Here is a 24,166-nt window from a genome sequence, read left to right on the forward strand (position 1 = left end):
CTTTATTCCATAGTTTTTATTCCATACAACAGGTGAATAAACAGCATGGCGGTTATTCTTGGTATAGACCCTGGTTCCAGAGTGACAGGGTATGGTGTTATCCGCCAGCAGGGACGACAGCTTATTTATCTTGGCAGCGGTTGTATCCGGACAAAAGTTGATGATCTTCCCGGTCGTTTACAGCGAATATATGCAGGTGTTGCTGAAATAATCACTCAATTCCAACCTGATGTTTTCGCAATAGAGCAAGTTTTTATGGCGAAAAATGCAGATTCAGCCTTAAAACTCGGGCAGGCGCGTGGTGTCGCTATTGTTGCGGCAGTTAATGGATCCATTCCTGTATTTGAGTATGCCGCACGTCAGGTGAAACAAACGGTTGTGGGCACCGGCGCAGCAGATAAAAGTCAGGTTCAGCATATGGTTCGTTCAATGCTGAAATTATCAGCCAATCCGCAGGCTGATGCGGCAGATGCTTTAGCGATTGCGATTACACATTGTCATATGAGCCAGAATTTACTCCGTATGGGCAATGCGAGGTTAAATTTAGCGCGAGGGCGTCTGAAATAACCTTTCAATTGTTTTGGCTGGATATGCATCCAGCTTTTTTTATGCTATAAGCTTTATCGAATCATTTATTTTTATTTTCAGGGGGTAAGTAGTGATAGGGCGTTTGAGAGGAACTGTATTGGAAAAACAGCCACCACTGGTTTTGTTAGAAACGAATGGTGTAGGTTATGAAGTTCATATGCCAATGACCTGCTTCTATGAACTACCTGAAATTGGTCAGGAAGCCATATTATTCACTCAGTTCATTGTACGGGAAGATGCTCAACTATTATATGGTTTTAATGATAAGCAAGAGCGTGCTCTTTTCCGTGAACTGATTAAAGTCAATGGCGTCGGGCCAAAACTGGCACTGGCGATCCTTTCTGGTATGTCTGCTCAGCAATTTGTTACTGCTATTGAGCAGGAGGCTATTTCTTCTCTGGTTAAGTTACCGGGAGTGGGTAAAAAAACAGCGGAAAGATTAGTCGTAGAAATGAAAGATCGTTTTAAAGGGCTTAACGGCGATCTGTTCAATCAAAATAGCGATATTAATTTGCCAGCAGCAACTCAACCAGCTAATTCCGATGCTGATATTGAAGCAGAAGCTGCGGCAGCTCTGGTTTCACTGGGATATAAACCACAGGAAGCAAGCAGAATGGTCAGCAAAGTGGCTAAACCGGGTGCAGATTGTGAAACCCTTATCCGAGAAGCGCTTCGTGCGGCTCTATAATGGCAGGAGTTAAGTGATGATTGAAGCTGATCGTCTGGTTTCAGCAGAAGTTCTGCAAGATGATGAGGCGGTTGATCGCGCTATCAGGCCAAAATTCTTATCTGAGTATGTTGGTCAGCCCCATGTCTGTGAGCAAATGGAGATTTTTATTCAGGCTGCACGGCAGAGGGGGGATGCGTTAGATCACCTGCTGATTTTTGGCCCTCCCGGGTTGGGTAAAACTACGCTGGCTAATATCGTTGCCAACGAAATGGGTGTGAATCTGCGTACAACTTCAGGGCCAGTATTGGAAAAAGCAGGCGATCTTGCTGCAATGCTGACGAATCTTGAACCCCATGACGTTCTGTTTATTGACGAAATCCACCGTTTATCTCCGGTTGTAGAAGAAATTCTTTATCCGGCGATGGAAGACTATCAGTTGGATATCATGATTGGCGAAGGGCCGGCTGCCCGTTCAATCAAGATTGATTTGCCTCCGTTTACATTAGTCGGTGCTACAACCCGTGCCGGTTCTTTAACTTCTCCTTTGCGCGATCGATTCGGTATCGTGCAGCGCCTTGAGTTTTATAACGTCGATGATCTGCAAAGTATCGTTTCCCGTAGTGCCCGTTATATGGGATTGGAGATTTCAGACGATGGGGCAAGGCAAATTGCCATGCGTTCCCGTGGAACGCCGCGTATTACAAACCGTTTGCTGCGGCGGGTACGTGACTTTGCTCAGGTAAAAGGTGATGGTTCAGTTGACAATGATATCGCCGCTAAAGCCCTTGATATGCTGAATGTGGATTCAGCGGGTTTTGATTATCTTGACCGCAAATTATTGGTTGCCATTATCGATAAATTTATGGGCGGCCCGGTTGGTTTGGATAACATCGCCGCAGCTATTGGTGAAGAGCGGGAAACCATAGAAGATGTTCTGGAACCTTTTCTTATCCAGCAGGGCTTTATCCAGCGTACACCGCGGGGCCGAATAGCAACCAACCATGCTTATCGGCATTTTGGCTTGAGCAAAGAAAGCGAGTAAAAATTACGTTAATGACTACTCCTCCTGAAGCAGATAATGCATTGTTAATCATCCAGAGGAGATTAGCTGAGTCGCTGGTGGCTGTTTACCTTCATGGTTCGGCTGTGGCAGGAGGTCTTCGTCCAAACAGTGACGTAGATTTATTGGTAGTTGTTAATAAACCGCTGACGACTGAAATCCGGGAATGTCTTGCTGCTGATTTAATGCTGATATCGGGCCGATATCCTTCTGATCCTGATGGACGTCGCCCGGTTGAACTGATTGTTTTTTTGCTCACTGATCTGAGAGCATCGCATTATCCTGCCCGAAGCGAGTTCATGTATGGCGAATGGCTACGTCATCAATGTGAACAAGGAAAAATGCTTAAACCTGTTTATGATCCAGAACTAACTTTAGTGTTGGCTCAGTCACGACAGGAAGCGATCCCTCTGATTGGCCCACCCGTAAGTGATCTAATTCCAGTTATTCCAAAGTCGGAGATTCATCGGGCTATTAAAGATGTTCTGCCGGGATTAATTGAGACCTTACAGGGAGATGAACGTAATGTTCTGTTAACGCTGGCGCGTATGTGGAGAACGTTAGTTACCGGAGAGTTTGTTCCTAAGGATATTGCTGCTGACTGGGCAGCGGCACGTCTTCCTTTTATGCAATCCACAGTCTTGGCTGATGCGAGGAAGGCTTATTTGAGTGGGAATGAAGAAGATTGGGAGAGTCGTCAGCAGGAACTTCATATTACGATAAGTTCTCTGCGTGACTGTGTGATGAAGAGTTAATAACATCTGATCATGCTACTAGCATTAATATTAAGACTATTTGTTAAATCTTTTATATAGTGACATTATTACTGCTTTATAATTCAATGTCGCTGTCTCTGGTTAATCAATAAATTGATATCATGAGCAATTTTGGCTTAGATAAAAAGTCCCATAATTATTAAAGCCATAATACAAGGGCCATAATTATTTAAATTATGACCCAACTATTTATTTGGTCAAAAAGTTAACTTTTTGCCTTACAAGTTAAACTTAAAGCAAATAACACCGCAGCACAAAGCACAACAGAAGGCCCTGCTGGTGTGTTATAAAACGCGGATAAAGTCAATCCGCCGGTAACGGAAAACATACCTATACCAATTGCACAAATTGCCATCTGTTCAGGTGTGCGAGCAAAACGACGAGCAGTAGCTGCCGGGATAATAAGTAAGGAAGTGATTATCAGCGCTCCGACGAATTTCATCGCCAATCCGATAGTCAGTGCAGTGACCAGCATCAACAATACACGTAACCGCTGAATATTAACTCCATCAACGAAAGCCAGATCCTGACTGACGGTCATTGACAGTAAAGCACGCCATTGCCATGCCAGTAATCCAGCCACAATAACAACACCTGCCGTAATCAGCCAGAGGTCTTCATACGTTACAGAAAGTAGGTCACCGAACAAATAAGCCATCAGATCAACTCGGATGCCGCTCATAAAGCTGACAACCACTAAACCCAGTGATAATGCGCTATGAGCCATAATACCCAGTAACGTATCAACGGCTAATTGTGGGCGTTTTTCCAGCCAGACCAGAATAACAGCCAGTATCAGTGTCACTGCAATCACCGCATAAAACGGATTCACATCTAACAGGAAGCCGAATGCCACACCAAGCAATGAAGCATGGGCCAGTGTATCGCCAAAATAGGACATTCTGCGCCAGACAACAAAAGAGCCAAGAGGCCCTGCGGCAATCGCCAATAAAACTCCGGCCAGCCAGCCCGGAAATAGTAGTTCGATCATTGGCGAGGCTCTCCACCCTTTTTCAAAATAATTTTCCCTCTTAAATCGTGATGATGATTATGATGGTGGCGATAAATTGCTAGCTGTTCGGCACCGCGGTGACCAAACATAGCAATAAATTCCGGATGCATGGATACCACTTCTGGGGTACCTGAACAGCAAATGTGTTGATTAAGGCATAAAACCTCGTCTGTTTTCGCCATCACCAAGTGCAGGTCATGCGATACCATAAGGACAGCGCAATTTAGTTCTGTTCTGATTTGATTAATTAAATCATAAAGTGCTAATTGACCATTCACATCCACACCTTGTGTCGGTTCATCGAGAACCAGCAGTTGAGGATGATTGAGTAATGCTCTGGCGAGCAAAACTCGTTGAGTTTCTCCTCCTGATAGTTTTTGCATGGGTTGCTGCAATAAATGAGCAGCTTTGACTCGTTCTAAAACAGGGGTGATATCGGCTGATTTAACCCCCGGTTTAAGCATCATGAAGCGTTTAACAGTCAAAGGAAGAGTAGGGTCAAGATTTAATTTTTGTGGAACGTATCCTATCCTTAGTGTTTGGTTGTGCTCAATGACACCGGAAGTAGGACGAATTAATCCTAGAACAATGCGTACTAACGTTGATTTGCCGGCTCCATTTGGGCCGATTAACGTCAGGATCTTACCTTGTGTAAGGCTGAAAGAAATATTGTTTAATACCGTGCGGCTACCAAACTTAACCGTAATGTTTTTCAGGGTGATCATAATTGGCATGTTACATAACAGGCATGTTAAAAGTGTCTTGCAGAATCATTGGAATGTTATAATATAACATTTTTAGATTCTATGCATGGGATATTCATAATATGTTACACAAACCACAAAGATACGCGCATACATTTTTTCGTCAGGCAGCTCTGATTTCTGTGCTGACCGCGGGTATTAATTATTCTGCACAGGCGGATGTTGTCACATCTATTCGTCCTCTGGGCTTTATTGCTGCAGCTATTGCTGATGGTGTAACTGAGACGCAGGTACTTTTACCTGATGGCGCCTCTCCACATGATTACGCTTTAAGGCCTTCGGATATCCGCAAACTTGATCAGGCGGATTTGGTTGTCTGGATTGGCCCGGATATGGAAACATTTTTAGCGAAGCCAATAGAGAAAACTGCACAAAATAAACAACTGGAATTGGCTAATTTACCTACCATCAAACCTTTATTACTGAAAAATAGCGAAGATAAACATGATTCAGGTGAATCGAATCAGCATAAACATGAAACAGATCACGAACATCATCACCATGGCCAATATAATATGCATATTTGGTTGTCACCAAACATTGCACAGAAGGCTGCTCAGGCGATATATACCCGTCTTGTCGAGCGATATCCTCAACATAAGCAACAATTAGAAGTAAACCTACGTAAATTCAATGGACAGCTTGTACAAACTGACAAGAATATTACAGACATGCTAAAACCCGCGTTAGGGAAGGGGTATTTCGTTTTTCATGACGCTTATGGCTATTTTGAAAAACACTATAAGTTGACACCGTTGGGTGTTTTTACTGTTAACCCTGAAATACAACCTGGTGCGCAGAGATTACATAACATACGAACACAATTGGTTGAGCAAAAAGCGAAGTGTATTTTTGCTGAGCCTCAATTCAGGCCAGCCGTCATTCATGCCGTTGCAAAAGGTACTGATGTACGTATTGGAACACTTGACCCATTGGGAAGCGGCATTGTATTGAATAAAGACAGTTATATGAAATTTATAACTCAGTTGTCAGAACAATACTCGAGCTGCCTGAATTAATATAATAAGGAATTATAAATAGTGCAGCAGATGGTTAAAACTATCGTTCTGGTATATAACAACCTGCCTAGACCACACAAAATCATGCTTGGTTCTTTGACATTGGTCACTTTAGCTGTGGCTGTGTGGCGTCCGGTTGTTTATCACGAACAAGAAGAAAGAATGGAAAGATCGGGGAGTATCACCATCACAGCTCCCAGCACTATCCCTGATGCAACAGATGACACGATTGGTGATAGTAATGAGCAGTTCTCTGATGAAGGGATCAGAGATGAGGAAAATGAATCGGAAGCCGCTGTAAATGTTCCTCATAAATATGTTGTTTCCAGTGGTGATACCTTAAGTTCTATTTTAAATCAGTTTGGTATTGATTCGTCCGATATTGCTTTATTGGCGAATCAGAATAAGGCACTGCGTGGCCTGAATATTGGTCAGTCATTATCATGGACTGTCGATGAAAACGGCGGTCTGAAAACGTTAACATGGGAAATGTCGCGTCGTGAGACACGGGTTTATACTCGTGAAGGTGATATCTTCAAAGAAACAAAAGAGTTTCAGAAAGGTGAGTGGGTAAACAGTGTCATAAAAGGCGCTGTGAATGGTAACTTTACCGGAAGTGCTTTAGCCGCAGGGTTAACCAGCAGCGAAGCAAGGGATGTGACTAAAGCGCTTCAATGGCAGATCGATTTCCGCAAGCTACGAAAAGGTGATCAGTTTTCTGTATTACTGTCCCGCGAAATGCTTGGCGGAAAAAGTGAACAGAGCCAGCTATTGGGTGTTCGCTTACGAAGTGGTGGTAACGACTATTATGCATTCCGGGCTGATGATGGTCGTTTTTACGATAGTAATGCATCTGGTTTGGAGCGTGGTTTTTTACGTTTCCCAACAACAAAACAATTCCGGGTCTCTTCTCCTTTTAATCCGCGTCGTTTAAATCCTGTCACGGGAAGAGTGACAGCTCATAGAGGCGTTGATTTTGCCATGCCTGTAGGAACACCTGTTCTGGCTGTTGGTGATGGCGAAGTTATTGTTGCCAAATTTGATGGTGCAGCGGGTAATTTCATTGCTATCCGGCATGGTCGTCAGTACACAACCCGATATATGCACTTAAGAAAGTTATTGGTAAAACCGGGCCAAAAAGTGAAACGTGGTGAGCGTATTGGTCTGTCAGGTAACACTGGCCGCACAACTGGTCCTCATTTGCATTTTGAATTCTGGGATAATCAGCAGCCGGTGAATCCATTGACTGCAAAATTACCTCGTTCCGGCGGATTAAGTGGTAAAGATCGTTCGGAATATATTGCGATGGTTAAGGAGCTTAAACCGCAACTATCACTAAATTAAAAATCCAGATTGTTAACACATAAAAGCGGATGATTGGTATCATCCGCTTTTATCTTTTATGTTATGTTTGTTGAAAACAGATTGAAAACAAATGATTTGGAAGTTTATGTTGGAGCCAGCAGAGTTAGCTCATGAATAAAGAAAAAGATACAGATAGCAAACTGGGTTATATCCCAACGTTTCATTTATCCTATTTGCACCCTCGTTATTGGGGTATTTGGGCTGGTGTTGGAATATTGGCGGGTTTGGCTTATATCCCCGCTAAATGGCGTGACCCTTTGCTGGCTAAAATAGGCGTTTTTGCTGGCCGGAAGGCAAAAAGTGCCCGGCGAAGAGCGAAAATTAATCTGCTGTATTGTTTTCCTGAATTATCAGAACAACAGCACGAAATATTAATCGACAAAATGTTCGCAACAGCGCCACAATCTTTTGTTATGCTTGCCGAGCTTTGCCTGAGAGGTGTGGAGCCTACACTACAACGCACTCAGTGGCATGGAGAGGAAATCACTCAGGCTTTAAAAGAGCAGGGCAAAAATGTCATTTTTATGATCCCACATGGCTGGGCTATCGATATTCCGGCCATGTTATTGGCTGCTCGGGGTCAACCAATATCAGGCATGTTTCATCACCAGAGTAATCCGGTGGCTGATTATTTATGGAACAAGGCGCGTTGCTATTTTGGCGGCCGCTTACATTCCCGTGATGCGGGTATAAAGCCTTTTATTGCATCAGTGCGTCAGGGATATTGGGGATATTATCTGCCGGATCAGGATCATGGCGAAGAACACAGTGAGTTTGTCGACTTTTTTGCAACTTATAAAGCTACTCTGCCTGCTGTCGGGCGCCTGATGAAAGTGTGTAAAGCGGCAATTGTTCCTTTGTTTCCGGTTTATAACTGCGAAACGCATCAACTGGATATTTATATTCGTCCACCGATGGACGATATAGCAGGGCAGGATGATGCTTATATCGCCCGCCGTATGAATCAGGAATTGGAAGAATTGGTGAAGCCTAATCCTGAGCAATATACTTGGATATTGAAATTGCTTAAAACCCGTAAAGAGGGTGATATCGAGCCTTATAAAAGGAAAGATATTTGATTTAATATACACAATGGATTTCAAGATGCGTCGCGGCGGCAAGGAAGAAAGTCTCCAGGAACATAGATAACTATGTGACTGAGGTGAACGAACGCAGCCAACAAAGAGGCAACTTGAAAGACGAAGTGTATAATAATCAGGGGTAGAAGCCGCCCCTGATTATTATCGAGTAAATATTATTTTGTAAATTTAAGCGCTTTTTAATTTATTCCTGCATAGCGTAGTAATGCAGTTATGAACGCCGCCGACAGAATTACCACAATTAAAGGCACTTTTCTCCAGGCCAGAAATACCGCGATAACAACACCCAATACACGCGCCATACCAGCAAAATGTTCACCTTCGTAGAAAGTTGCAGCCAGTGCTACAGCAAACAACAATGTAGTTGCAGCATCAGAAAGTAGTGCCTGAGAACGCTCAGATAAAGCTAACTTATTACCCAGTTTTGCTCCACCGAAACGCATTAAATAAGTGCCAAGCGATAGTATTGCAATACCAATAATAATCAGAGAGTAATCAGCCATTATTTTTTCCTCGCGAATAAGCCCAATAACGAAAGCAGAACCGGTAAACCCACGGGAACAAAAGGTACAACGGAAAGTGAAAGTGCGGCTCCACTGGAAGCACGAATAAGTGACGTTTTATTCTTGAATGCAGGGATCACCATCGCCAGCAGTATGGTTGGAAAGACCGCATCTAGACCAATCGTTTCTGGTGCAGGGATAAATTTGCCAACTGTACCGCCAATAAGAACACCTAATGGCCAGAATAGAGCGACTCCGATACCACAAAACCAGTATGCGGCCTTACGTTGCTCGGGAGTCGATTGTGACAGGCCGAATACCACACTCTCATCGTTCATAATATGGCAGCCGAAAAACTTTGTTTTACCTTTTCCGACTAATTCGCGTACCGCTACACCAAAAGGTAAATGACGAGCATTTACCAATAAACCCGCAGCTGCTGCAGCAAGTGGATTACCACCACTGGCAATAATACCGATAAACATAAACTCAGATGCGCCTGCCAGCACGAATGTGGATAACACAAGAGGAAGCCATAATGGAAAGCCATAAGCAATGGCGAGCGATCCGTAAGAAATTCCAACAACGCCGACAACCAGATAAACCAGAAATATTGCTTTTTTTATCTCTCCTGACAAACAGGAAAAATGGTGTGTGAACATATACATTTACCCATATCGAACAAAATTACATTATAATGAACAGTATTAAAATGTAGGTCAAGATGAACATTTTGTTCATTAAAATGAACAGTGGAGCAGCAATAATGACACAGCCAATCAGCATAATTGCGAAGAGTTTAGTTCGTGAACGTACGCGAAGTGGTCTTTCGCTGACGGAAGTAGCACGGCGCGCAGGTATTGCTAAATCTACACTTTCACAGCTGGAAGCAGGGAATGGAAATCCCAGTCTTGAAACGCTTTGGGCATTGTGTGTGGCATTAAATATTCCTTTTGCCCGTTTGCTGGAACCTCAAAGTAATAAAACGCAAGTGATCCGACGTGGTGAAGGAACTAAAGTCACGGCTGAACAAGCAAACTATCAGGCAACTTTATTAGCAACCTGTCCACCGGGCGCTCGTCGCGATATCTATTTACTGATGACTCAGCCGGGAGCCGATCGCCTTTCAGATCCGCATCCAGCCGGTTCGGTAGAGCATATTATTGTTACGAAAGGTCGGGCTTTGGTGGGGCTAACAGAAGCCTCGGAAGAATTAAGTGAAGGCGATTACATCTGTTATCCGGCAGATCAGGAGCATATATTTAAGGCACTGGAGCCAGATACACAGGCGATATTAGTTGCTGAACAAAATTAATATTATTTTGTTATTCTGCGCGTTTTTGAGATCGCGCAGAATAAGCATTTGCGTTATTCGACTTCAAGCACACGGCAAGTATTGGTACTGCCGATAGTTCCCATCTGATCCCCCTGAGTGACCAGCACCAAATCGCCAGAAGCTAAGTAACCTCTGTCACGCAGGCGGCTGACTGCTTCACTCGCCGCGGCAATACCATCAATGTGGCTGCTACAATAAACCGGTGTGACACCGCGGTATAATGCAGTACGGTTCAGCGTTGATTCATGGCGCGACATAGAGAAAATAGGCAGACCGGAGCTGATACGTGACATCATACGTGCTGTACGACCTGATTCGGTCATAGCGATAATGGCCTTGACCCCTTTCAGGTGATTGGCTGCATACATTGCAGACATTGAGATAGCTTCTTCAATACTATCAAATGTGATATCCATCCGATGCTTGGATGCATTGATCCCCGGCATTTTTTCTGCGCCCAGGCAGACTTGAGCCATTGCAGCAACAGTTTCTGCTGGATATTGACCCGCCGCTGTTTCCGCAGATAGCATAACCGCATCAGTACCATCAAGGACGGCATTGGCAACATCCATCACTTCCGCTCGTGTTGGCATTGGGTTGGTAATCATCGATTCCATCATCTGAGTCGCTGTGATTACGACACGATTCAGTTGACGAGCACGACGAATAAGTTTTTTCTGGACTCCAACTAATTCAGGATCGCCGATTTCAACACCCAAATCGCCACGGGCTACCATGACTACATCAGATGCCAGAATAATTTCATCGATAATTTCATCGCTGCTGACCGCTTCAGCACGTTCTACTTTGGCTACAATTTGCGTTTCGCAGCCAGCGTCCCGTGCCAACCGGCGGGCATAATTCAGATCTTCACCAGAGCGAGGGAAAGAAACTGCGAGATAATCAACGCCGATTTTTGCGGCAGTGATGATATCTTCTTTGTCTTTCTCTGTCAGTGCTTCGGCAGATAAGCCGCCACCCTGTTTATTAATACCTTTGTTATTGGAAAGCGGGCCGCCTACAGTCACTTCTGTAAATACTTTCATGCCCTGCACATCAAGTACTTTTAATTGAACTCGTCCATCATCCAGCAGCAGAATATTGCCGGTTGTGACATCTGATGGCAGTCCTTTATAATCAATACCGACTTTTTCTTTATCACCTTCTCCTTTTCCTAAGTTGGCATCAAGCAGGAATTTATCCCCGATATTGAGGAATATTTTCCCTTCTTTAAACGTCGATATACGTATTTTAGGGCCTTGTAGATCACCAAGGATAGCAACATGGCAACCCAGCCGGGCTGCTATTTCCCGTACTTTGTTTGCGCGCAGGATATGATCTTCTGCGGTACCATGAGAAAAATTAAGGCGGACCACATTGGCTCCCGCATTGATCACTTTCTCTAAATTGTTGTCACGATCTGTAGCAGGACCAAGTGTAGTGACGATTTTAGTTCTTCTGAGCCGTCTGGACATGTATTACTCCGTTGACCTGTAAAGTATGGATGCTTGGTTACCGTGAGATAACCATACAACTTTTTTGATTATCAACCCCGAAATATGTGTAGTATGCATGATATTGACGGGGATAAACTTTCCATTATGCTATCAGGCTGGAGAGTTGATAAATAGTGAACAAAAACACAGTCTATTTTTATGCTTTAGTCGTGCTTATCAAACCGCGAATTGCGTAATGCTTCCTTGACTTTCTTCAAGTTATCTCTGAATTTTGAACCCCTGCGCAATGTAAAACCCGTTGCCAGCACGTCAATGATGGTAAGCTGAGCAATCCGGGAAACCATTGGCATATAAATATCGGTATCTTCGGGAACATCCAGCAGAATAGAGAGAGTGGCTTCCTGTGCCAGCAATGAATCTGTTGAAGTGATGGCAATTACTGTTGCGTCATTTTCACGGGCAAGTCTGGCCAGTTCCACCAGATTTTTAGTCCTTCCTGTATGAGAAATCAGCACGACAACATCACCTTCAGTACTGTTAATGCAGCTCATTCGCTGCATAACAACATCATCAAAATAGCTGACAGGGATGTTAAAGCGGAAAAATTTGTTCATGGCATCGTGTGCGACAGCAGCAGAAGCACCCAGACCAAAAAAAGAGAGTTTTCTTGCCTGTGTCAGCAGGTCCACAGCACGGTTAATGGTTGCGATATCCAGATTACTCTTGACTGTTTCCAGATTAGCCATCACCGATTCGAAAATTTTATTGGTATAAGAGGTGACGCTGTCACTTTCTTCCACATTGCGATTTACATAAGGAGTGCCATTCGCCAGACTTTGTGCCAAATGCAGTTTAAAATCAGGAAAGCCTTTGGTATTCAGGCGACGGCAAAAACGATTAACCGTAGGTTCACTGACATTCGCCATTTTTGCCAGAGTAGCGATACTTGAATGAATGGCAGTATTGGGTGAATCGAGAATGACCTGCGCAACTTTTTTCTCAGACTTACTCAAAACATCAAGGCTATTTTGGAGCCGTTCCAGTGTGTTCATAAGACGCAGTTAAACCTCGGTTTTAACGATTTCATTAACAGGGGAAATCTATGTAATTTTCGTGAAAATATACTACTTGTTATTGAAAGCTGGCAGAGGTAAAAGTCAATAACTTGATATTTTTCATGAAAATATGACAAACATCTAACTTTCAACTTGGTAAGATTACTTCTTACTCGTAGTAAATTTTCATCTGATTACCACTTTCTGATGCAAATATCATTCATAATACAAGATGAAATGTAAAAATTTATGCACAGTGAGTCAGGTAGTAAGATTCATGCAGGCCATCATGATCTAGGAATGAAGTATTTACTGCATATAACCAAAAGAGTACATTACCTGCAATTTCTGTAAAAAAATTACAATATCCCGTAATTGAGGAGATGCAATATGGCGGTGACGTCTACAGCTCAGGCTTGTGATTTGGTGATTTTTGGGGCAAAAGGAGACTTAGCACGCCGGAAATTAATGCCTTCCCTTTATCAGTTGGAGAAAGCGGGGTATATCCATCCGGATACCCGTATTATCGGGGTTGGTCGCGCTGACTGGGATAAAAAAGCCTATACAAAGTTGGTTGAAGAAGCATTAACGACATTTATGTCTGAAAAACTGGACCCGGAATTATGGAAGAAACTCAGTTCGCGTCTGGAATTCTGTAATCTGGATGTCAACGAGACGGAACATTTCTCCCGACTGGCTAAAATTCTCAATCAGGATAAATTACCTGCCATTCATTACTTTGCTATGCCTCCAAGCACCTTTGGCTCTGTCTGCCATGGGTTGGGTGTTGCGGGATTGAATAAAGAACCCAATCGTGTCGTGATGGAAAAACCATTGGGTACAGATCTTGCCTCTTCTCGTGCTATCAATGATGAAGTAGCAAAATATTTCAGTGAAAATCAGATTTACCGCATCGACCATTATCTGGGTAAAGAAACCGTACTGAACCTGCTGGCGTTACGTTTTGCTAACTCTTTGTTTGTTAATAACTGGGATCATCGCACAATAGATCATGTGCAAATTACAGTTGCTGAAGAGGTTGGTATTGAAGGGCGCTGGGGATATTTCGATCAGGCCGGCCAGATGCGGGATATGATCCAGAATCATTTGCTGCAAATCCTGACCATGATTGCTATGTCACCTCCGTCTGATTTGTCGGCAGATCGTATTCGTGATGAAAAAGTTAAAGTGCTTCGTTCATTACGCCGGATTGACCATACTAATGTACGGGAAAAAACAGTTCGCGGGCAATATACTGCCGGATTTGTGCATGGTAAAAAGGTTCCGGGTTATCTGGAAGAAGAAGGGGCAAATAAGGCCAGCAAAACGGAATCCTTTGTTTCGGTTCGTGTCGATATTGATGACTGGCGTTGGTCGGGGGTGCCTTTCTATCTGAGAACGGGTAAACGCTTACCGGCTAAATGCTCTGAGGTTGTGGTTTATTTTAAAGAGCCTGCATTAAATCTGTTTGCTGGCTCTTATCAGCAGTTACCTCAAAATAAGCTGACTATCCGTTTACAACCGGATGAAGGCATTGATATTGAAGTGCTGAATAAAGCACCGGGGTTGGAGCATAAGCACCGTTTACAGACAACAAAACTTGATTTGAGCTTCTCTGAAACATTCAATCAAACCCACCTTGCTGATGCCTATGAGCGCTTATTGCTGGAAGCAATGCGCGGTATTCAGGCACTGTTCGTCCGTCGGGATGAAGTGGAAGAAGCCTGGAAATGGGTTGATTCCATTATGGAAGCATGGGCGGCGGATAACGAGCCTCCAAAACCTTATCAGGCAGGAACCTGGGGACCGGTTGCCTCTATTGCGATGATCACCCGTGATGGACGTTCATGGAATGAGTTTGAATAACTAAATATCATTGGATCTGGCCGCGTTAGCGGTCAGATCCTGCTCGCACTATCCATATATTGTTTAAGCTAACTCAAATGAGTTAAGTGATTTCATTAATTGTGTTTATTGTTTGAATATGCTAAAAATAGAGCGCAATCAGTTACACCACTAATATGAGGGTTCGTAGTATATTACACAGTGATTTCCGTGTGATGAAAGAATAAAACATCATGAATAGCGCCAAAAGCGTAAAAATCCAACGTAGTACCAAAATTCAAAGCAATACCCACGTCTTATTCCTCTCAGCTATTTTATCCAGTGAACACTACTGGTGCGGCGCACTTTAGCTTCTTTTTCTCCTATTAACCGGCTTGTTCCGGAAAATTCTAGCGACTTTTCAGTCAATTATTAGTCAACTAATTATTTGCCAAAATATCAGGCTTTTTTGATATCGCATTTTTAGGTGATGTTATTGGCATGAATAGTTTGATGTCTTGGCATGCCTGTTTGGTATGTTTGGGAGAAAAAAAATGATTTATTGGATATTTCTTGCACTGGCGATTGTGACAGAGGTTATTGGTACGCTGTCCATGAAGCAAGCCAGTATTTCAGGTGATTTCACCGGTATGTTTGTGATGTATTTCATGATCACAACGTCTTATATTTTATTAGCAATAGCGGTTAAGAAAGTTGCTTTGGGTGTTGCTTATGCTCTGTGGGAAGGGATCGGTATCCTGTTTATTACAGCGTTTAGTGTGTTGTGGTTTGATGAATCACTGTCACCCATGAAAGTAGGTGGGTTGTCACTGCTGATAGTGGGTATTGCACTCATTAAAGCAGGTGCAAAAAAAGCACCAAAACTCCAGATGAAAGAGAAGGAGGCATAATATGCTGGCGCATTTTGAATGGTGGCATATCGCTTTTCTGATTCTGGCTGTTTGTTTAGAAATTGTGGCAAATATTTTGTTGAAACTCTCCAATGGATTCGAGCGCTTCTGGATGGGTATTTTATCGCTGGCGGCTGTTTTAGGTGCATTCAGTGCACTGGCACAAGCGGTAAAAGGTATTGAACTTTCCATTGCATATGCGCTTTGGGGAGCATTCGGAATTATTGCTACAGTTGCGGCGGGCTGGATTATGTTTAACCAGCGTCTGAATTTTAAGGGATGGGGAGGGATTGTGTTATTGTTGATCGGTATGGTTATGATCAAAATGGCATAAATTCAGCTTAAACCTGACTGCTAAAATGGCATTGAATAAGTTAATAACTTTCAATGCCATAAATTTTATTTCAGTATTAGAGCGATATTAGAGCTTAACAAGCTGCAATAATTTTGATTTCCACTTTGTATTTTGGATGCATCAGCTCAGCCTGAACAGTGCAACGTACAGGCGCATTGCCTGCAACAACCCAGTCATCCCAAGCGGCATTCATGCCTGCAAAATCGGCTTTATCAGCCAGAAAAATTGTTGCATCAATGATTTTACTTTTATTTGAACCCAAACGTTGCAACATAGCATCAATGTCAGACAGTGTACTGGCGGTCTGCGCTGTGATATCACCATCCAGATTTTCTGGCACACTGGTATAATAAATGGTGTCGTTGTGGATAACAGCTTCTGACCAACGGGTATCTGGGTCAATGCGTTTAATTGTCATTTAATTTCCTGTTGATTGGTACAATTTTGATCCTGAATTGGCGGGTTATTACCCCTGTAAAAGGTCTATGGAAATAAACCCATAGACCATTTTATCCTGATAGGGGTGTTCATTATTGTAATGTCATAACCTGTTGTCCAGCTCCGTCTGCAAGCTCTTGATTATCATAATTCACAGGGATATATCAGGACGTAATGTTTGCGAGAAATGTCTGGGATTAAAGTTAATATCTATCCATTCCTTGAGTAATAAAAGGGCGCTGCTAATACATACTGTCATTTTGCGCTGTGCATCTGCAGACTAGCGGCATTTTTAGGTGAAATGAATTATCCTGATCTTAATTTCTATGTTTATATTATGATTTTTAAATCAATCTTATTCTATTAAAAGAGACGATCTGTGTCAGACGATTTTGCAGAAAATGGCATACTTGCCAAAACCATACAGGGCTTTAAACCCCGCGATGCGCAACGGGAAATGTCTTCTGCGATTACTGCGGCAATTCAAAATAAGCAACAGTTAGTGGTAGAAGCGGGGACAGGAACGGGGAAAACTTTTGCCTATCTGGTACCTGCATTGCGATCGGGCAAGAAAGTGATTATTTCCACAGGTTCAAAGGCGTTACAGGATCAACTCTATAGCCGGGATTTGCCTGCTATTACTGATTCGCTGGCATTTTCCGGTCGTCTGGCACTGCTAAAAGGACGTTCAAATTATTTATGCCTTGAGCGCCTTGAACAGCAATCAATCGGTGGCTCTCAACTTGAGCCAGAAACACTCTCAGAAATAATTACGCTGAAAAATTGGTCGTCACAAACCGAAGATGGTGATATCAGTACTTGCCATAAAATTGCGGAAGACAGCACTGTCTGGCCGTTGGTAACAAGCACTAATGATAACTGCCTTGGTCGCGACTGCCCGAATTATCAGGAGTGTTTTGTACTGAAAGCCCGCCGTAGGGCGATGGAAGCAGATATTGTCATCGTCAATCATCATCTATTTATGGCGGATGCAGTTGTCAAAGATACCGGATTTGGCGAATTAATTCCGCAGGCGGAAGTGATGATTTTTGATGAGGCGCACCAAATTCCTGACATCGCCAGCCAGTATTTTGGGCAGCAGTTAAGCAGCCGACAATTACTGGATTTATCCCGGGATATCATCATGGCTTACCGCACGGAAGTCAGGGATCAGGCTCAGTTACAAAAAAGTGCGGATCGACTGAGCCAGAGTACGCAAGATTTTCGTTTAGAACTCGGAGAAAACAGTTATCGTGGTAATCTCCGTGAAGTTTTGCAGCAGCAACATATTAAGCGGGCATTGGTGCGGCTGGATGATGCACTGGAACTTTGTTATGACGTTATGAAACTGTCACTGGGGCGTTCAGCAATGCTGGATGCAGCTTTTGAACGGGCTACAATCTATCGTAACCGTCTTAAAAGACTGATTGATGTGACTGTGCCTGATTATAGTTACTGGTTTGAAAGTTATGGGCGGCACTTTTTGCTGGCTTTAACGCCTCTGTCAGTTTCTGATAAATTCAGTGAGATGATCCGTGAACAATCCGGTTGTTGGGTTTTCACATCAGCAACGTTGTCAGTTAACGATCAACTCGAACATTTCACCGCGCGTCTGGGGTTAAAACAGGCTCAAACTTTACTCCTTCCCAGCCCGTTTGATTATCAGCGCCAAATGTTATTGTGTGTTCCGCGTCATTTACCACTACCTAATCAGAATGGTGGGGCGAAATGGTTAGCGGGTATGTTAAAGCCACTGATCGAAAGTAATAAAGGGCGCTGTTTTTTCCTGTGTACTTCCCACCAAATGATGCGCAGTTTGGCTGAAGAATTCCGGGCAAGTATGACATTACCTGTATTGGTACAGGGCGAAACCAGTAAGGGAAAATTATTGTCACAATTTCTCGCAGCAGGTAATGCTTTGCTGGTGGCCACCGGAAGTTTTTGGGAAGGCGTAGATGTGCGAGGTGATGCACTATCCTGTGTCATTATCGATAAATTACCTTTTACAGCGCCGGATGATCCGCTATTTAAAGCGAGAATCGAAGACTGTCAGCACAAAGGGGGAGATGCTTTCAGTGAAGTTCAGCTTCCTGATGCCGTACTTAGCCTGAAACAGGGAGTCGGGCGTTTGATTCGTGATGTTGATGATTATGGCGTGGTAGTCATTTGTGATAATCGACTAGTCATGCGCCCTTATGGTGAAGTCTTTCTCAACAGTCTGCCCCCGTCTCCCCGTACCCGAGATCTGTCGAAAGCGGTGGAATTTCTTAAATCCCGTCAATCACAGTCGCAGTAAAATCTCTGGGGGTATGATAGCATAGCCCCCTTATTTCGAATTCTATTCTTGCCGGAGTTAAGGCATGTCCACACGGATTTTAGCTATTGATACAGCAACTGAAGCATGTTCTGTTGCACTTTGGAATGATGGTCTCATTGAGGCGCAGTTTGAAATTTCCCCACGGGAACATACTCAACGTATTCTACCTATGGTGGAGGCGGTATTGTCCAAAGGTTGTATAAAGTTACAACAATTGGATGCACTGGCATTTGGCAGAGGGCCGGGCAGTTTTACTGGTGTGCGTATTGGAGTGGGAATTGCTCAGGGGCTGGCCTTAGGAGCTGATCTGCCAATGATAGGTGTTTCTTCCCTGAAGACAATGGCTCAGGGGGTATTCCGTCTTAAAAATATATCGAATGTCTTGGTTGCCATTGATGCCCGTATGGGAGAGGTTTATTGGGCACAGTATACCCGTGATGAACAGGGTATATGGTCAGGGGATGAAACTGAATCTGTGTTAAAACCTGAGCAGGTACAGGCCATTATGTCTAATTTAACAGGGGAATGGGCAATAGCTGGAACGGGATGGGAAGCTTATCCTCAATTACTGGAAAGCCACTTAACTTTAATTCCGGGAGATATGGCGTTACCTCATGCAGAAGACATGCTGCCGTTAGCCGTTCAGATGTGGAAAGAGGGGGAGGCAACCGCAGTTGAGCTGGCAGAGCCCGTTTATCTACGTAATGAAGTCACATGGAAAAAATTACCGGGCCGCTAAAATTATTCAGGTAACTTTAGGGGAGAGGTTGCATAAATTTAATGCAACTTGCAGCGGAAACTGGTGTCCATGAAATATTGATATCCATAAAAACAGGACTGGCTATACCCACCGTCTTTCAGGTTGTATCTCAGCCAAAGAAGAGGCAATCTGAAAGACGAAGAAGTCGCATTCTCTGATTTTTTTCCTGTATGGGAGGTATTTATTATGCTCAATGGAACATACTGTCGGGTCATATTGCAATCTATTGTATTTATTGGGGCAATGGCACTCATCGGTTGTGCATCAGTTCCGGACTCAATAAAAGGAGCGACTAAACACCCGGAGGAAAACCTGATTAGTGTCAAAAACAAACCCGATTTATATATTGGGCATGAAGGGCGCTTTGGTGGAAAAGTCCTAAGCGTCTTAAATGAAAAAGGACGGACACGGTTAGAAATTTCAACAATGCCACTGGCAAGTAATGCTGCTCCTCTTATTGGTACTCCTTCACTCGGTCGGCTTTATGCTTACGTGAATTATTTTCTGGAGCCTACTGATTTCAAGAACCATTATGTGACTGTTGTTGGCTTGATTACGGGAATAGAAAAAGGAAAAGTCGGGGATAGTCCATATAACTATGTTGTGATGAATGTTAATGGTTTTAAACGCTGGCATGAAATAAGACGTATTTCATTACCATCTTCAGTAGGGAATATGTGGGGTTATTATGGTGATCCCTATTTTAATGAATGGATAGAACGTCCAGAAATTCAGTCTGCGCCTGTTGAAACTATCTTGACTGAGAAACATCCAGCTGAGTGATAAAGGTGGTCTCATGTTTGTTACGAATATGAGACTACTTTAAATAAATACTAAATTGTATTTTTACCAGACCGGAATCGTAAAGAAAAATATATTACAAACAAAAGGATAGTAAAAATCATGAAAATATTAATTAACTGATGAAACTCAGTTATATGAAATAAATCAAAACATATCATAAATACGCCGGTGAAACTCATTTTTAATGCACCCTGTAAAGCACTGGCAGCACCTTTATTCTTAGTTACATTCTCCATGCATAACATCAATGATAAAGGGGCAATAACACCTGATACTGTGGCTAATAAAAAAGAGAATATCATAATATTAATGGGTGTTTCTAAGTTTTGTAATGAGAAAAAAATAAGAATAAAGCTATAAAATATGAGTGATAGCAAATAGAGTTTTTTAGACGTTATTTTTATAAATTGCCTTCCTAACAACCATGATCCGAAAATAATTCCAGCAGCATAAATAATGAAGAATAGGCTGTTTTCTATCGGGCTATAGCCAATTTTATGAAAAATATAAGGAGAAGTGGAGTAATAGCCTATTGTATAAGAAAAAATGAGTGATGATGCAATGCTGAATGCAATAAATTGTATATTTTTTGCCAATTGAATATATGGCGTTAGGAATGTTGACGGTTTTGGTTCCTTTTTCTTCGTTTCACCCATTGTGAGTAAGGTAATAATTAGACCAATAAAATAAATAACAGCCAGTGTAAAAAAGGATATATGCCAGTTATATTTCATTTGTAGCCAGCCTCCAAAGACAGGGGCAAGAGCCGGAGATAGCTGGCTGGACATTGAAAAATAAGAAAATGCTTTTTTCAATTTTATACTTTCCTGAAAGATATCAACGATAATAGCCCTTGAGATAACAGTAAAACTAGCTGCACCAAATGCTGTAATTATTCTGGACAAATAGAGGTAACTGATTTTTTCGCTATAGTCTGATAAGAACAGACCAATAATAGAAATGGCAAACCCGATAACAACAGCAGGTTTTCTACCATAGCGATCACTGATACTGCCATAAAAAAACTGAGAAATACCCAGTATTGCCATATAAACTACAATTAAATTTTTGATGCTTTCTTGTGAAGCATTGAGTTCTTTTAAAATAAAAGGTAGTGAAGGATTAAAAAAATCAACAGCCATTAAACCAACAACGAGTAAAAAGCATGAAAAAAGAATTGTTTTTTGTTCGTTCATTAAAGTACCTTCACTTCTACATGACTCGTACATGTAAATTTTATTGCTGATGACAAAATACCCGTTTGATCACACCTAGGTTATTCACGAATAAAATGATTTTGTCCTAATATAGTGAAAAAATTATCAATACAAGATAAACAATACCGAAGTGTTTATTAGGTCAAGAAGTGTACACATTAGATTTCAGAATACGTGATGGTGGCGAGGGAGCGTAGTTAACGCATTATTTTGTTTGAATGTTAACCAGTAACATGCGAATAACCCTTAATAATTATCGGGCATTGGTTTACATTGTTTATAACTATTTGGAATAATGATATGGGTTTTCGGCAAAAATAACTAAATCAGTGTATAATTAGTGAATTATACATCTAAATACTAGTTATGTTATTAACTATTTGATAAATAATAAAAACATAGGGGCGGCATAAGCTGCCTTATTTTTTAGCAGCGATAATAAAGTATTAAATTAGTGATGTGTATCGCCAACCTGAACAATGTTCCTTTTCAAACTGGTACGCTGAGTTAATAATTTGTTAAATACACAGGTCTGGTTTTTGTTTCATGGTCAATGGTTACACAGCAATTAGATTTCAGGAGTACTCAACTTGGAAAAAGTCTGGCTAAAACATTATCCGGCGGATGTTCCGGCAGAAATCGATCCCGATCGTTATTCATCATTGATTGAAATGTTTGAAAATGCCGTGGCGAACTATGCTGATCAGGTCGCATTTATTAATATGGGTGAGGTTCTCACTTTCCGCAAACTGGAAGAGCGTAGTCGTGCCTTTGCTGCTTATTTACAAAATGGATTGGGGCTTAAAAAAGGCGATCGTGTGGCATTAATGATGCCGAATCTACTGCAATATCCCATTGCTCTTTTTGGTATTCTGCGTGCGGGGATGATTGTTGTTAATGTAAACCCACTGTATACCCCACGAGAATTGGAGCATCAACTTACTGACAGTGGTACTTCAGCTATAGTTATTGTCTCTAATTTTGCACATACCTTAGAAAAAATAGTTTTCAATACTCCGGTCAAGCATGTCATTCTGACTCGCATGGGTGACCAGTTATCCCGTCCAAAAGGGACTCTTGTAGATTTCGTCGTAAAATATATTAAACGGCTTGTTCCGAAATATCACTTGCCGGATGCAATTTCATTTCGCAGCGTTATCCACAAGGGTTATCGCATGCAGTATGTCAAACCAGAGGTAAATAACGAAGATTTGGCATTTCTGCAATATACCGGAGGTACAACAGGTGTGGCAAAAGGCGCCGTGTTGACCCACCGGAATATGTTAGCGAACCTTGAACAGGTTAAAGCCAGTTATTCATCGTTGTTACGTCCCAAACAAGAACTGGTTGTCACGGCGTTGCCGCTATACCATATTTTTGCTCTTACTATAAATTGCCTGCTGTTCACTGAATTGGGTGGTCGGAACTTATTGATTACCAATCCGCGGGATGTGAACGCAACGGTTAAAGAGCTTTCCCGTTATAAATTTACCGCATTGTCTGGCGTGAATACGTTATTTAATGCCTGGATGAATAATGCGGAATTCCAGAAACTGGATTTTTCTGCATTACGTCTGGCTGTCGGTGGTGGTATGGCAGTGCAGAGCGCGGTTGCGGATAAGTGGCAAAAATTGACAGGTTGCCATTTACTCGAAGGATATGGCCTGACTGAGTGTGCACCTTTAGTGTCTGCTAACCCACATAATCTGGATCATCATAGTGGCAGCATTGGTTTCCCGATTCCTTCAACAGATATTAGGCTGATGGATGACAGTGGGAATGAGGTTCCTATGGGAGAGGCTGGTGAAATGTGGGTTCGTGGGCCTCAGGTAATGAAAGGTTACTGGAATCGCCCTGATGCAACCGCTGAGGTATTAAAAGACGGCTGGCTGGCAACAGGGGATATTGCCAATCTGGATGAAAAAGGCTTCCTGCATATTGTTGATCGGAAAAAAGATATGATTCTGGTTTCCGGTTTCAATGTCTATCCGAATGAAGTGGAAGATGTTGTTTCATCACACCCCAAAGTGTTGGAGTCAGCGGCAATCGGTGTTCCGAACGAAAACTCAGGTGAAACGGTTAAAATCTTTGTTGTTCGTAAAGACCCTAGTTTAACTGAGGATGAACTTAAAACACACTGCCGACGTTATTTAACTGCTTATAAGGTGCCTAAAATTATCGAATTCCGTGATGAATTACCGAAATCGAATGTAGGTAAAATTCTTCGTAAAGAACTGCGTAAAGAAGAAATAGAAAAAGCAGAAAAATAGCTTAGAGAGTGTTCAGAAAGGCAATTGACATTGCCTATTACGTCAACAACGCCGGTTTTACCGGCGTTGTTGTATCTTGCTGATCGGTGTTGGTTATCGATTCTAAAATTTCTAAATTATAGAATAAGCTGCTCCGTTCTTGAGATACTTTTTTAAGATCAGGAGTAGGATTTTATAAACAGGTATGGCATTAACTTCCTTGAATTGACTGAATAATCTTACTTGCCTAATCAGTAGATGACACATGTCCTGCCTGTTTCCTTTCTGCATTAGCCGGAATAATTCCAGATCAATCATGCATAGTATTATCTCAAAATGATATTTTGAAAGTCATAGAAGAATAAAGGTCATCGTGTTTGAGATAATTTTTTCAAAGTTGTGGTAAGTGGAAACTATGTTTAATACTATAGAATGCATAAATGGCTATCTAATTAAAAGTGTGTACTTTATCTTTCAAGTTGCTTCTTTGTTAGCTGCGTTCATTCACTCTAGTCGCATAGTTATCTATGTTCCCGTGATGAGCCCCCTTACCGCCGCGATGTATCTTGAAATCCATTGTGTATAG

The 24,166-nt window shown here is 42.3% G+C and carries 23 protein-coding genes; 15 read left to right on the top strand and 8 right to left on the bottom strand.

Translation table 11 applies throughout. The annotated features are described in order from the left end of the window. Nucleotides 1-45: 45 nt before the first annotated feature. The 4 genes from ruvC to Xsto_RS08595 all read left to right on the top strand — a co-directional run bounded on the left by ruvC (nucleotide 46) and on the right by Xsto_RS08595 (nucleotide 3,073). A complete protein-coding gene (ruvC, locus tag Xsto_RS08580; protein ID WP_099110168.1) occupies nucleotides 46-567 on the top strand; it encodes a crossover junction endodeoxyribonuclease RuvC in 522 nt (173 codons plus the stop codon). A gap of 91 nt (nucleotides 568-658) precedes the next feature. Further along, nucleotides 659-1,276, top strand: a complete 618-nt coding sequence (gene ruvA / locus Xsto_RS08585; RefSeq protein WP_099110167.1) for a Holliday junction branch migration protein RuvA — start codon at nucleotides 659-661, stop codon at nucleotides 1,274-1,276. A 16-nt stretch (nucleotides 1,277-1,292) separates the two neighbouring features. Then, entirely contained in the window at nucleotides 1,293-2,300 is a 1,008-nt protein-coding gene (gene ruvB / locus Xsto_RS08590) for a Holliday junction branch migration DNA helicase RuvB (RefSeq protein WP_099124777.1), read from the top strand. 11 nt (nucleotides 2,301-2,311) lie between these two features. Then, nucleotides 2,312-3,073, top strand: a complete 762-nt coding sequence (locus tag Xsto_RS08595; RefSeq protein WP_099124778.1) for an aminoglycoside adenylyltransferase family protein — start codon at nucleotides 2,312-2,314, stop codon at nucleotides 3,071-3,073. Between the two features lie 226 nt (nucleotides 3,074-3,299). Here the strand turns inward: Xsto_RS08595 and znuB are convergent, their stop codons facing one another. Next, nucleotides 3,300-4,085 (bottom strand): zinc ABC transporter permease subunit ZnuB, encoded by a 786-nt coding sequence (gene znuB / locus Xsto_RS08600; protein WP_099110164.1) that lies wholly within the window; start codon nucleotides 4,083-4,085, stop codon nucleotides 3,300-3,302. Beyond that, nucleotides 4,082-4,840, bottom strand: coding sequence for a zinc ABC transporter ATP-binding protein ZnuC (gene znuC, locus Xsto_RS08605; protein WP_099110163.1), 759 nt, complete (start codon nucleotides 4,838-4,840; stop codon nucleotides 4,082-4,084). The genes znuB and znuC overlap by 4 nt, the downstream gene beginning before the upstream one ends. A gap of 92 nt (nucleotides 4,841-4,932) precedes the next feature. On the opposite strand from znuC, the gene znuA reads away from it, so the two are divergent. The 3 genes from znuA (at nucleotide 4,933) to lpxM (ending at nucleotide 8,333) form a co-directional block, all read left to right on the top strand. Next, nucleotides 4,933-5,889, top strand: coding sequence for a zinc ABC transporter substrate-binding protein ZnuA (znuA, locus tag Xsto_RS08610; protein ID WP_099110162.1), 957 nt, complete (start codon nucleotides 4,933-4,935; stop codon nucleotides 5,887-5,889). Nucleotides 5,890-5,910: 21 nt separating this feature from the next. Then, nucleotides 5,911-7,233: a murein DD-endopeptidase MepM gene (gene mepM / locus Xsto_RS08615; RefSeq protein ID WP_099110161.1), complete on the top strand. Its 1,323-nt coding sequence runs from the start codon at nucleotides 5,911-5,913 to the stop codon at nucleotides 7,231-7,233. Nucleotides 7,234-7,364: 131 nt separating this feature from the next. Continuing rightward, nucleotides 7,365-8,333: a lauroyl-Kdo(2)-lipid IV(A) myristoyltransferase gene (gene lpxM, locus Xsto_RS08620; protein ID WP_099121785.1), complete on the top strand. Its 969-nt coding sequence runs from the start codon at nucleotides 7,365-7,367 to the stop codon at nucleotides 8,331-8,333. A gap of 200 nt (nucleotides 8,334-8,533) precedes the next feature. Here lpxM and Xsto_RS08625 read toward each other — a convergent pair whose 3' ends face one another. Together Xsto_RS08625 and Xsto_RS08630 are read right to left on the bottom strand one after the other, a co-directional pair. Beyond that, nucleotides 8,534-8,857: an AzlD domain-containing protein gene (locus Xsto_RS08625; RefSeq protein WP_099124779.1), complete on the bottom strand. Its 324-nt coding sequence runs from the start codon at nucleotides 8,855-8,857 to the stop codon at nucleotides 8,534-8,536. Then, complete coding sequence (locus Xsto_RS08630; protein ID WP_099124780.1) at nucleotides 8,857-9,519, bottom strand: AzlC family ABC transporter permease; 663 nt, start codon at nucleotides 9,517-9,519, stop codon at nucleotides 8,857-8,859. The genes Xsto_RS08625 and Xsto_RS08630 overlap by 1 nt, the downstream gene beginning before the upstream one ends. A gap of 104 nt (nucleotides 9,520-9,623) precedes the next feature. On the opposite strand from Xsto_RS08630, the gene Xsto_RS08635 reads away from it, so the two are divergent. After that, nucleotides 9,624-10,172 carry a helix-turn-helix domain-containing protein gene (locus Xsto_RS08635; RefSeq protein WP_099124781.1) on the top strand — a complete coding sequence of 183 codons (549 nt, stop codon included), beginning with the start codon at nucleotides 9,624-9,626 and terminating at the stop codon, nucleotides 10,170-10,172. Between the two features lie 53 nt (nucleotides 10,173-10,225). On the opposite strand, the gene pyk is transcribed toward Xsto_RS08635, so the two are convergent. Further along, nucleotides 10,226-11,668 (bottom strand): pyruvate kinase, encoded by a 1,443-nt coding sequence (pyk, locus tag Xsto_RS08640; protein ID WP_099121781.1) that lies wholly within the window; start codon nucleotides 11,666-11,668, stop codon nucleotides 10,226-10,228. A 185-nt stretch (nucleotides 11,669-11,853) separates the two neighbouring features. After that, nucleotides 11,854-12,702 carry a MurR/RpiR family transcriptional regulator gene (locus Xsto_RS08645; protein ID WP_099110155.1) on the bottom strand — a complete coding sequence of 283 codons (849 nt, stop codon included), beginning with the start codon at nucleotides 12,700-12,702 and terminating at the stop codon, nucleotides 11,854-11,856. Between the two features lie 393 nt (nucleotides 12,703-13,095). Between Xsto_RS08645 and zwf the strand changes: the two genes are divergently transcribed. The 3 genes from zwf to mdtI all read left to right on the top strand — a co-directional run bounded on the left by zwf (nucleotide 13,096) and on the right by mdtI (nucleotide 15,774). Beyond that, complete coding sequence (gene zwf, locus Xsto_RS08650) at nucleotides 13,096-14,571, top strand: glucose-6-phosphate dehydrogenase (RefSeq protein WP_099110154.1); 1,476 nt, start codon at nucleotides 13,096-13,098, stop codon at nucleotides 14,569-14,571. 512 nt (nucleotides 14,572-15,083) lie between these two features. Beyond that, on the top strand, nucleotides 15,084-15,440 hold the full coding sequence (gene mdtJ / locus Xsto_RS08655; protein WP_099110153.1) for a multidrug/spermidine efflux SMR transporter subunit MdtJ: 357 nt from the start codon (nucleotides 15,084-15,086) through the stop codon (nucleotides 15,438-15,440). 1 nt (nucleotide 15,441) lies between these two features. Continuing rightward, nucleotides 15,442-15,774 carry a multidrug/spermidine efflux SMR transporter subunit MdtI gene (mdtI, locus tag Xsto_RS08660; protein WP_099124782.1) on the top strand — a complete coding sequence of 111 codons (333 nt, stop codon included), beginning with the start codon at nucleotides 15,442-15,444 and terminating at the stop codon, nucleotides 15,772-15,774. A gap of 94 nt (nucleotides 15,775-15,868) precedes the next feature. On the opposite strand, the gene Xsto_RS08665 is transcribed toward mdtI, so the two are convergent. Beyond that, nucleotides 15,869-16,213 carry a RidA family protein gene (locus Xsto_RS08665; protein WP_099124783.1) on the bottom strand — a complete coding sequence of 115 codons (345 nt, stop codon included), beginning with the start codon at nucleotides 16,211-16,213 and terminating at the stop codon, nucleotides 15,869-15,871. A gap of 399 nt (nucleotides 16,214-16,612) precedes the next feature. On the opposite strand from Xsto_RS08665, the gene yoaA reads away from it, so the two are divergent. From yoaA to Xsto_RS08680, 3 genes are all read left to right on the top strand, one after another. Then, on the top strand, nucleotides 16,613-18,529 hold the full coding sequence (gene yoaA, locus Xsto_RS08670) for a DNA repair helicase YoaA (protein ID WP_099124784.1): 1,917 nt from the start codon (nucleotides 16,613-16,615) through the stop codon (nucleotides 18,527-18,529). Between the two features lie 64 nt (nucleotides 18,530-18,593). Continuing rightward, complete coding sequence (tsaB, locus tag Xsto_RS08675; RefSeq protein WP_099124785.1) at nucleotides 18,594-19,289, top strand: tRNA (adenosine(37)-N6)-threonylcarbamoyltransferase complex dimerization subunit type 1 TsaB; 696 nt, start codon at nucleotides 18,594-18,596, stop codon at nucleotides 19,287-19,289. A gap of 207 nt (nucleotides 19,290-19,496) precedes the next feature. Further along, nucleotides 19,497-20,093, top strand: a complete 597-nt coding sequence (locus Xsto_RS08680) for a Slp family lipoprotein (protein WP_099124786.1) — start codon at nucleotides 19,497-19,499, stop codon at nucleotides 20,091-20,093. A gap of 50 nt (nucleotides 20,094-20,143) precedes the next feature. On the opposite strand, the gene Xsto_RS08685 is transcribed toward Xsto_RS08680, so the two are convergent. Further along, nucleotides 20,144-21,310 (bottom strand): MFS transporter, encoded by a 1,167-nt coding sequence (locus tag Xsto_RS08685; protein ID WP_169926611.1) that lies wholly within the window; start codon nucleotides 21,308-21,310, stop codon nucleotides 20,144-20,146. Nucleotides 21,311-21,921: 611 nt separating this feature from the next. Here Xsto_RS08685 and fadD point away from each other — a divergent pair. Then, nucleotides 21,922-23,601, top strand: a complete 1,680-nt coding sequence (gene fadD / locus Xsto_RS08690; RefSeq protein WP_099110146.1) for a long-chain-fatty-acid--CoA ligase FadD — start codon at nucleotides 21,922-21,924, stop codon at nucleotides 23,599-23,601. The last annotated feature ends 565 nt before the right edge of the window (nucleotides 23,602-24,166 follow it).

The sequence above is a fragment of the Xenorhabdus stockiae genome (genome assembly GCF_002632825.1).
GTDB classification, from domain to species: Bacteria; Pseudomonadota; Gammaproteobacteria; order Enterobacterales; family Enterobacteriaceae; genus Xenorhabdus; species Xenorhabdus stockiae.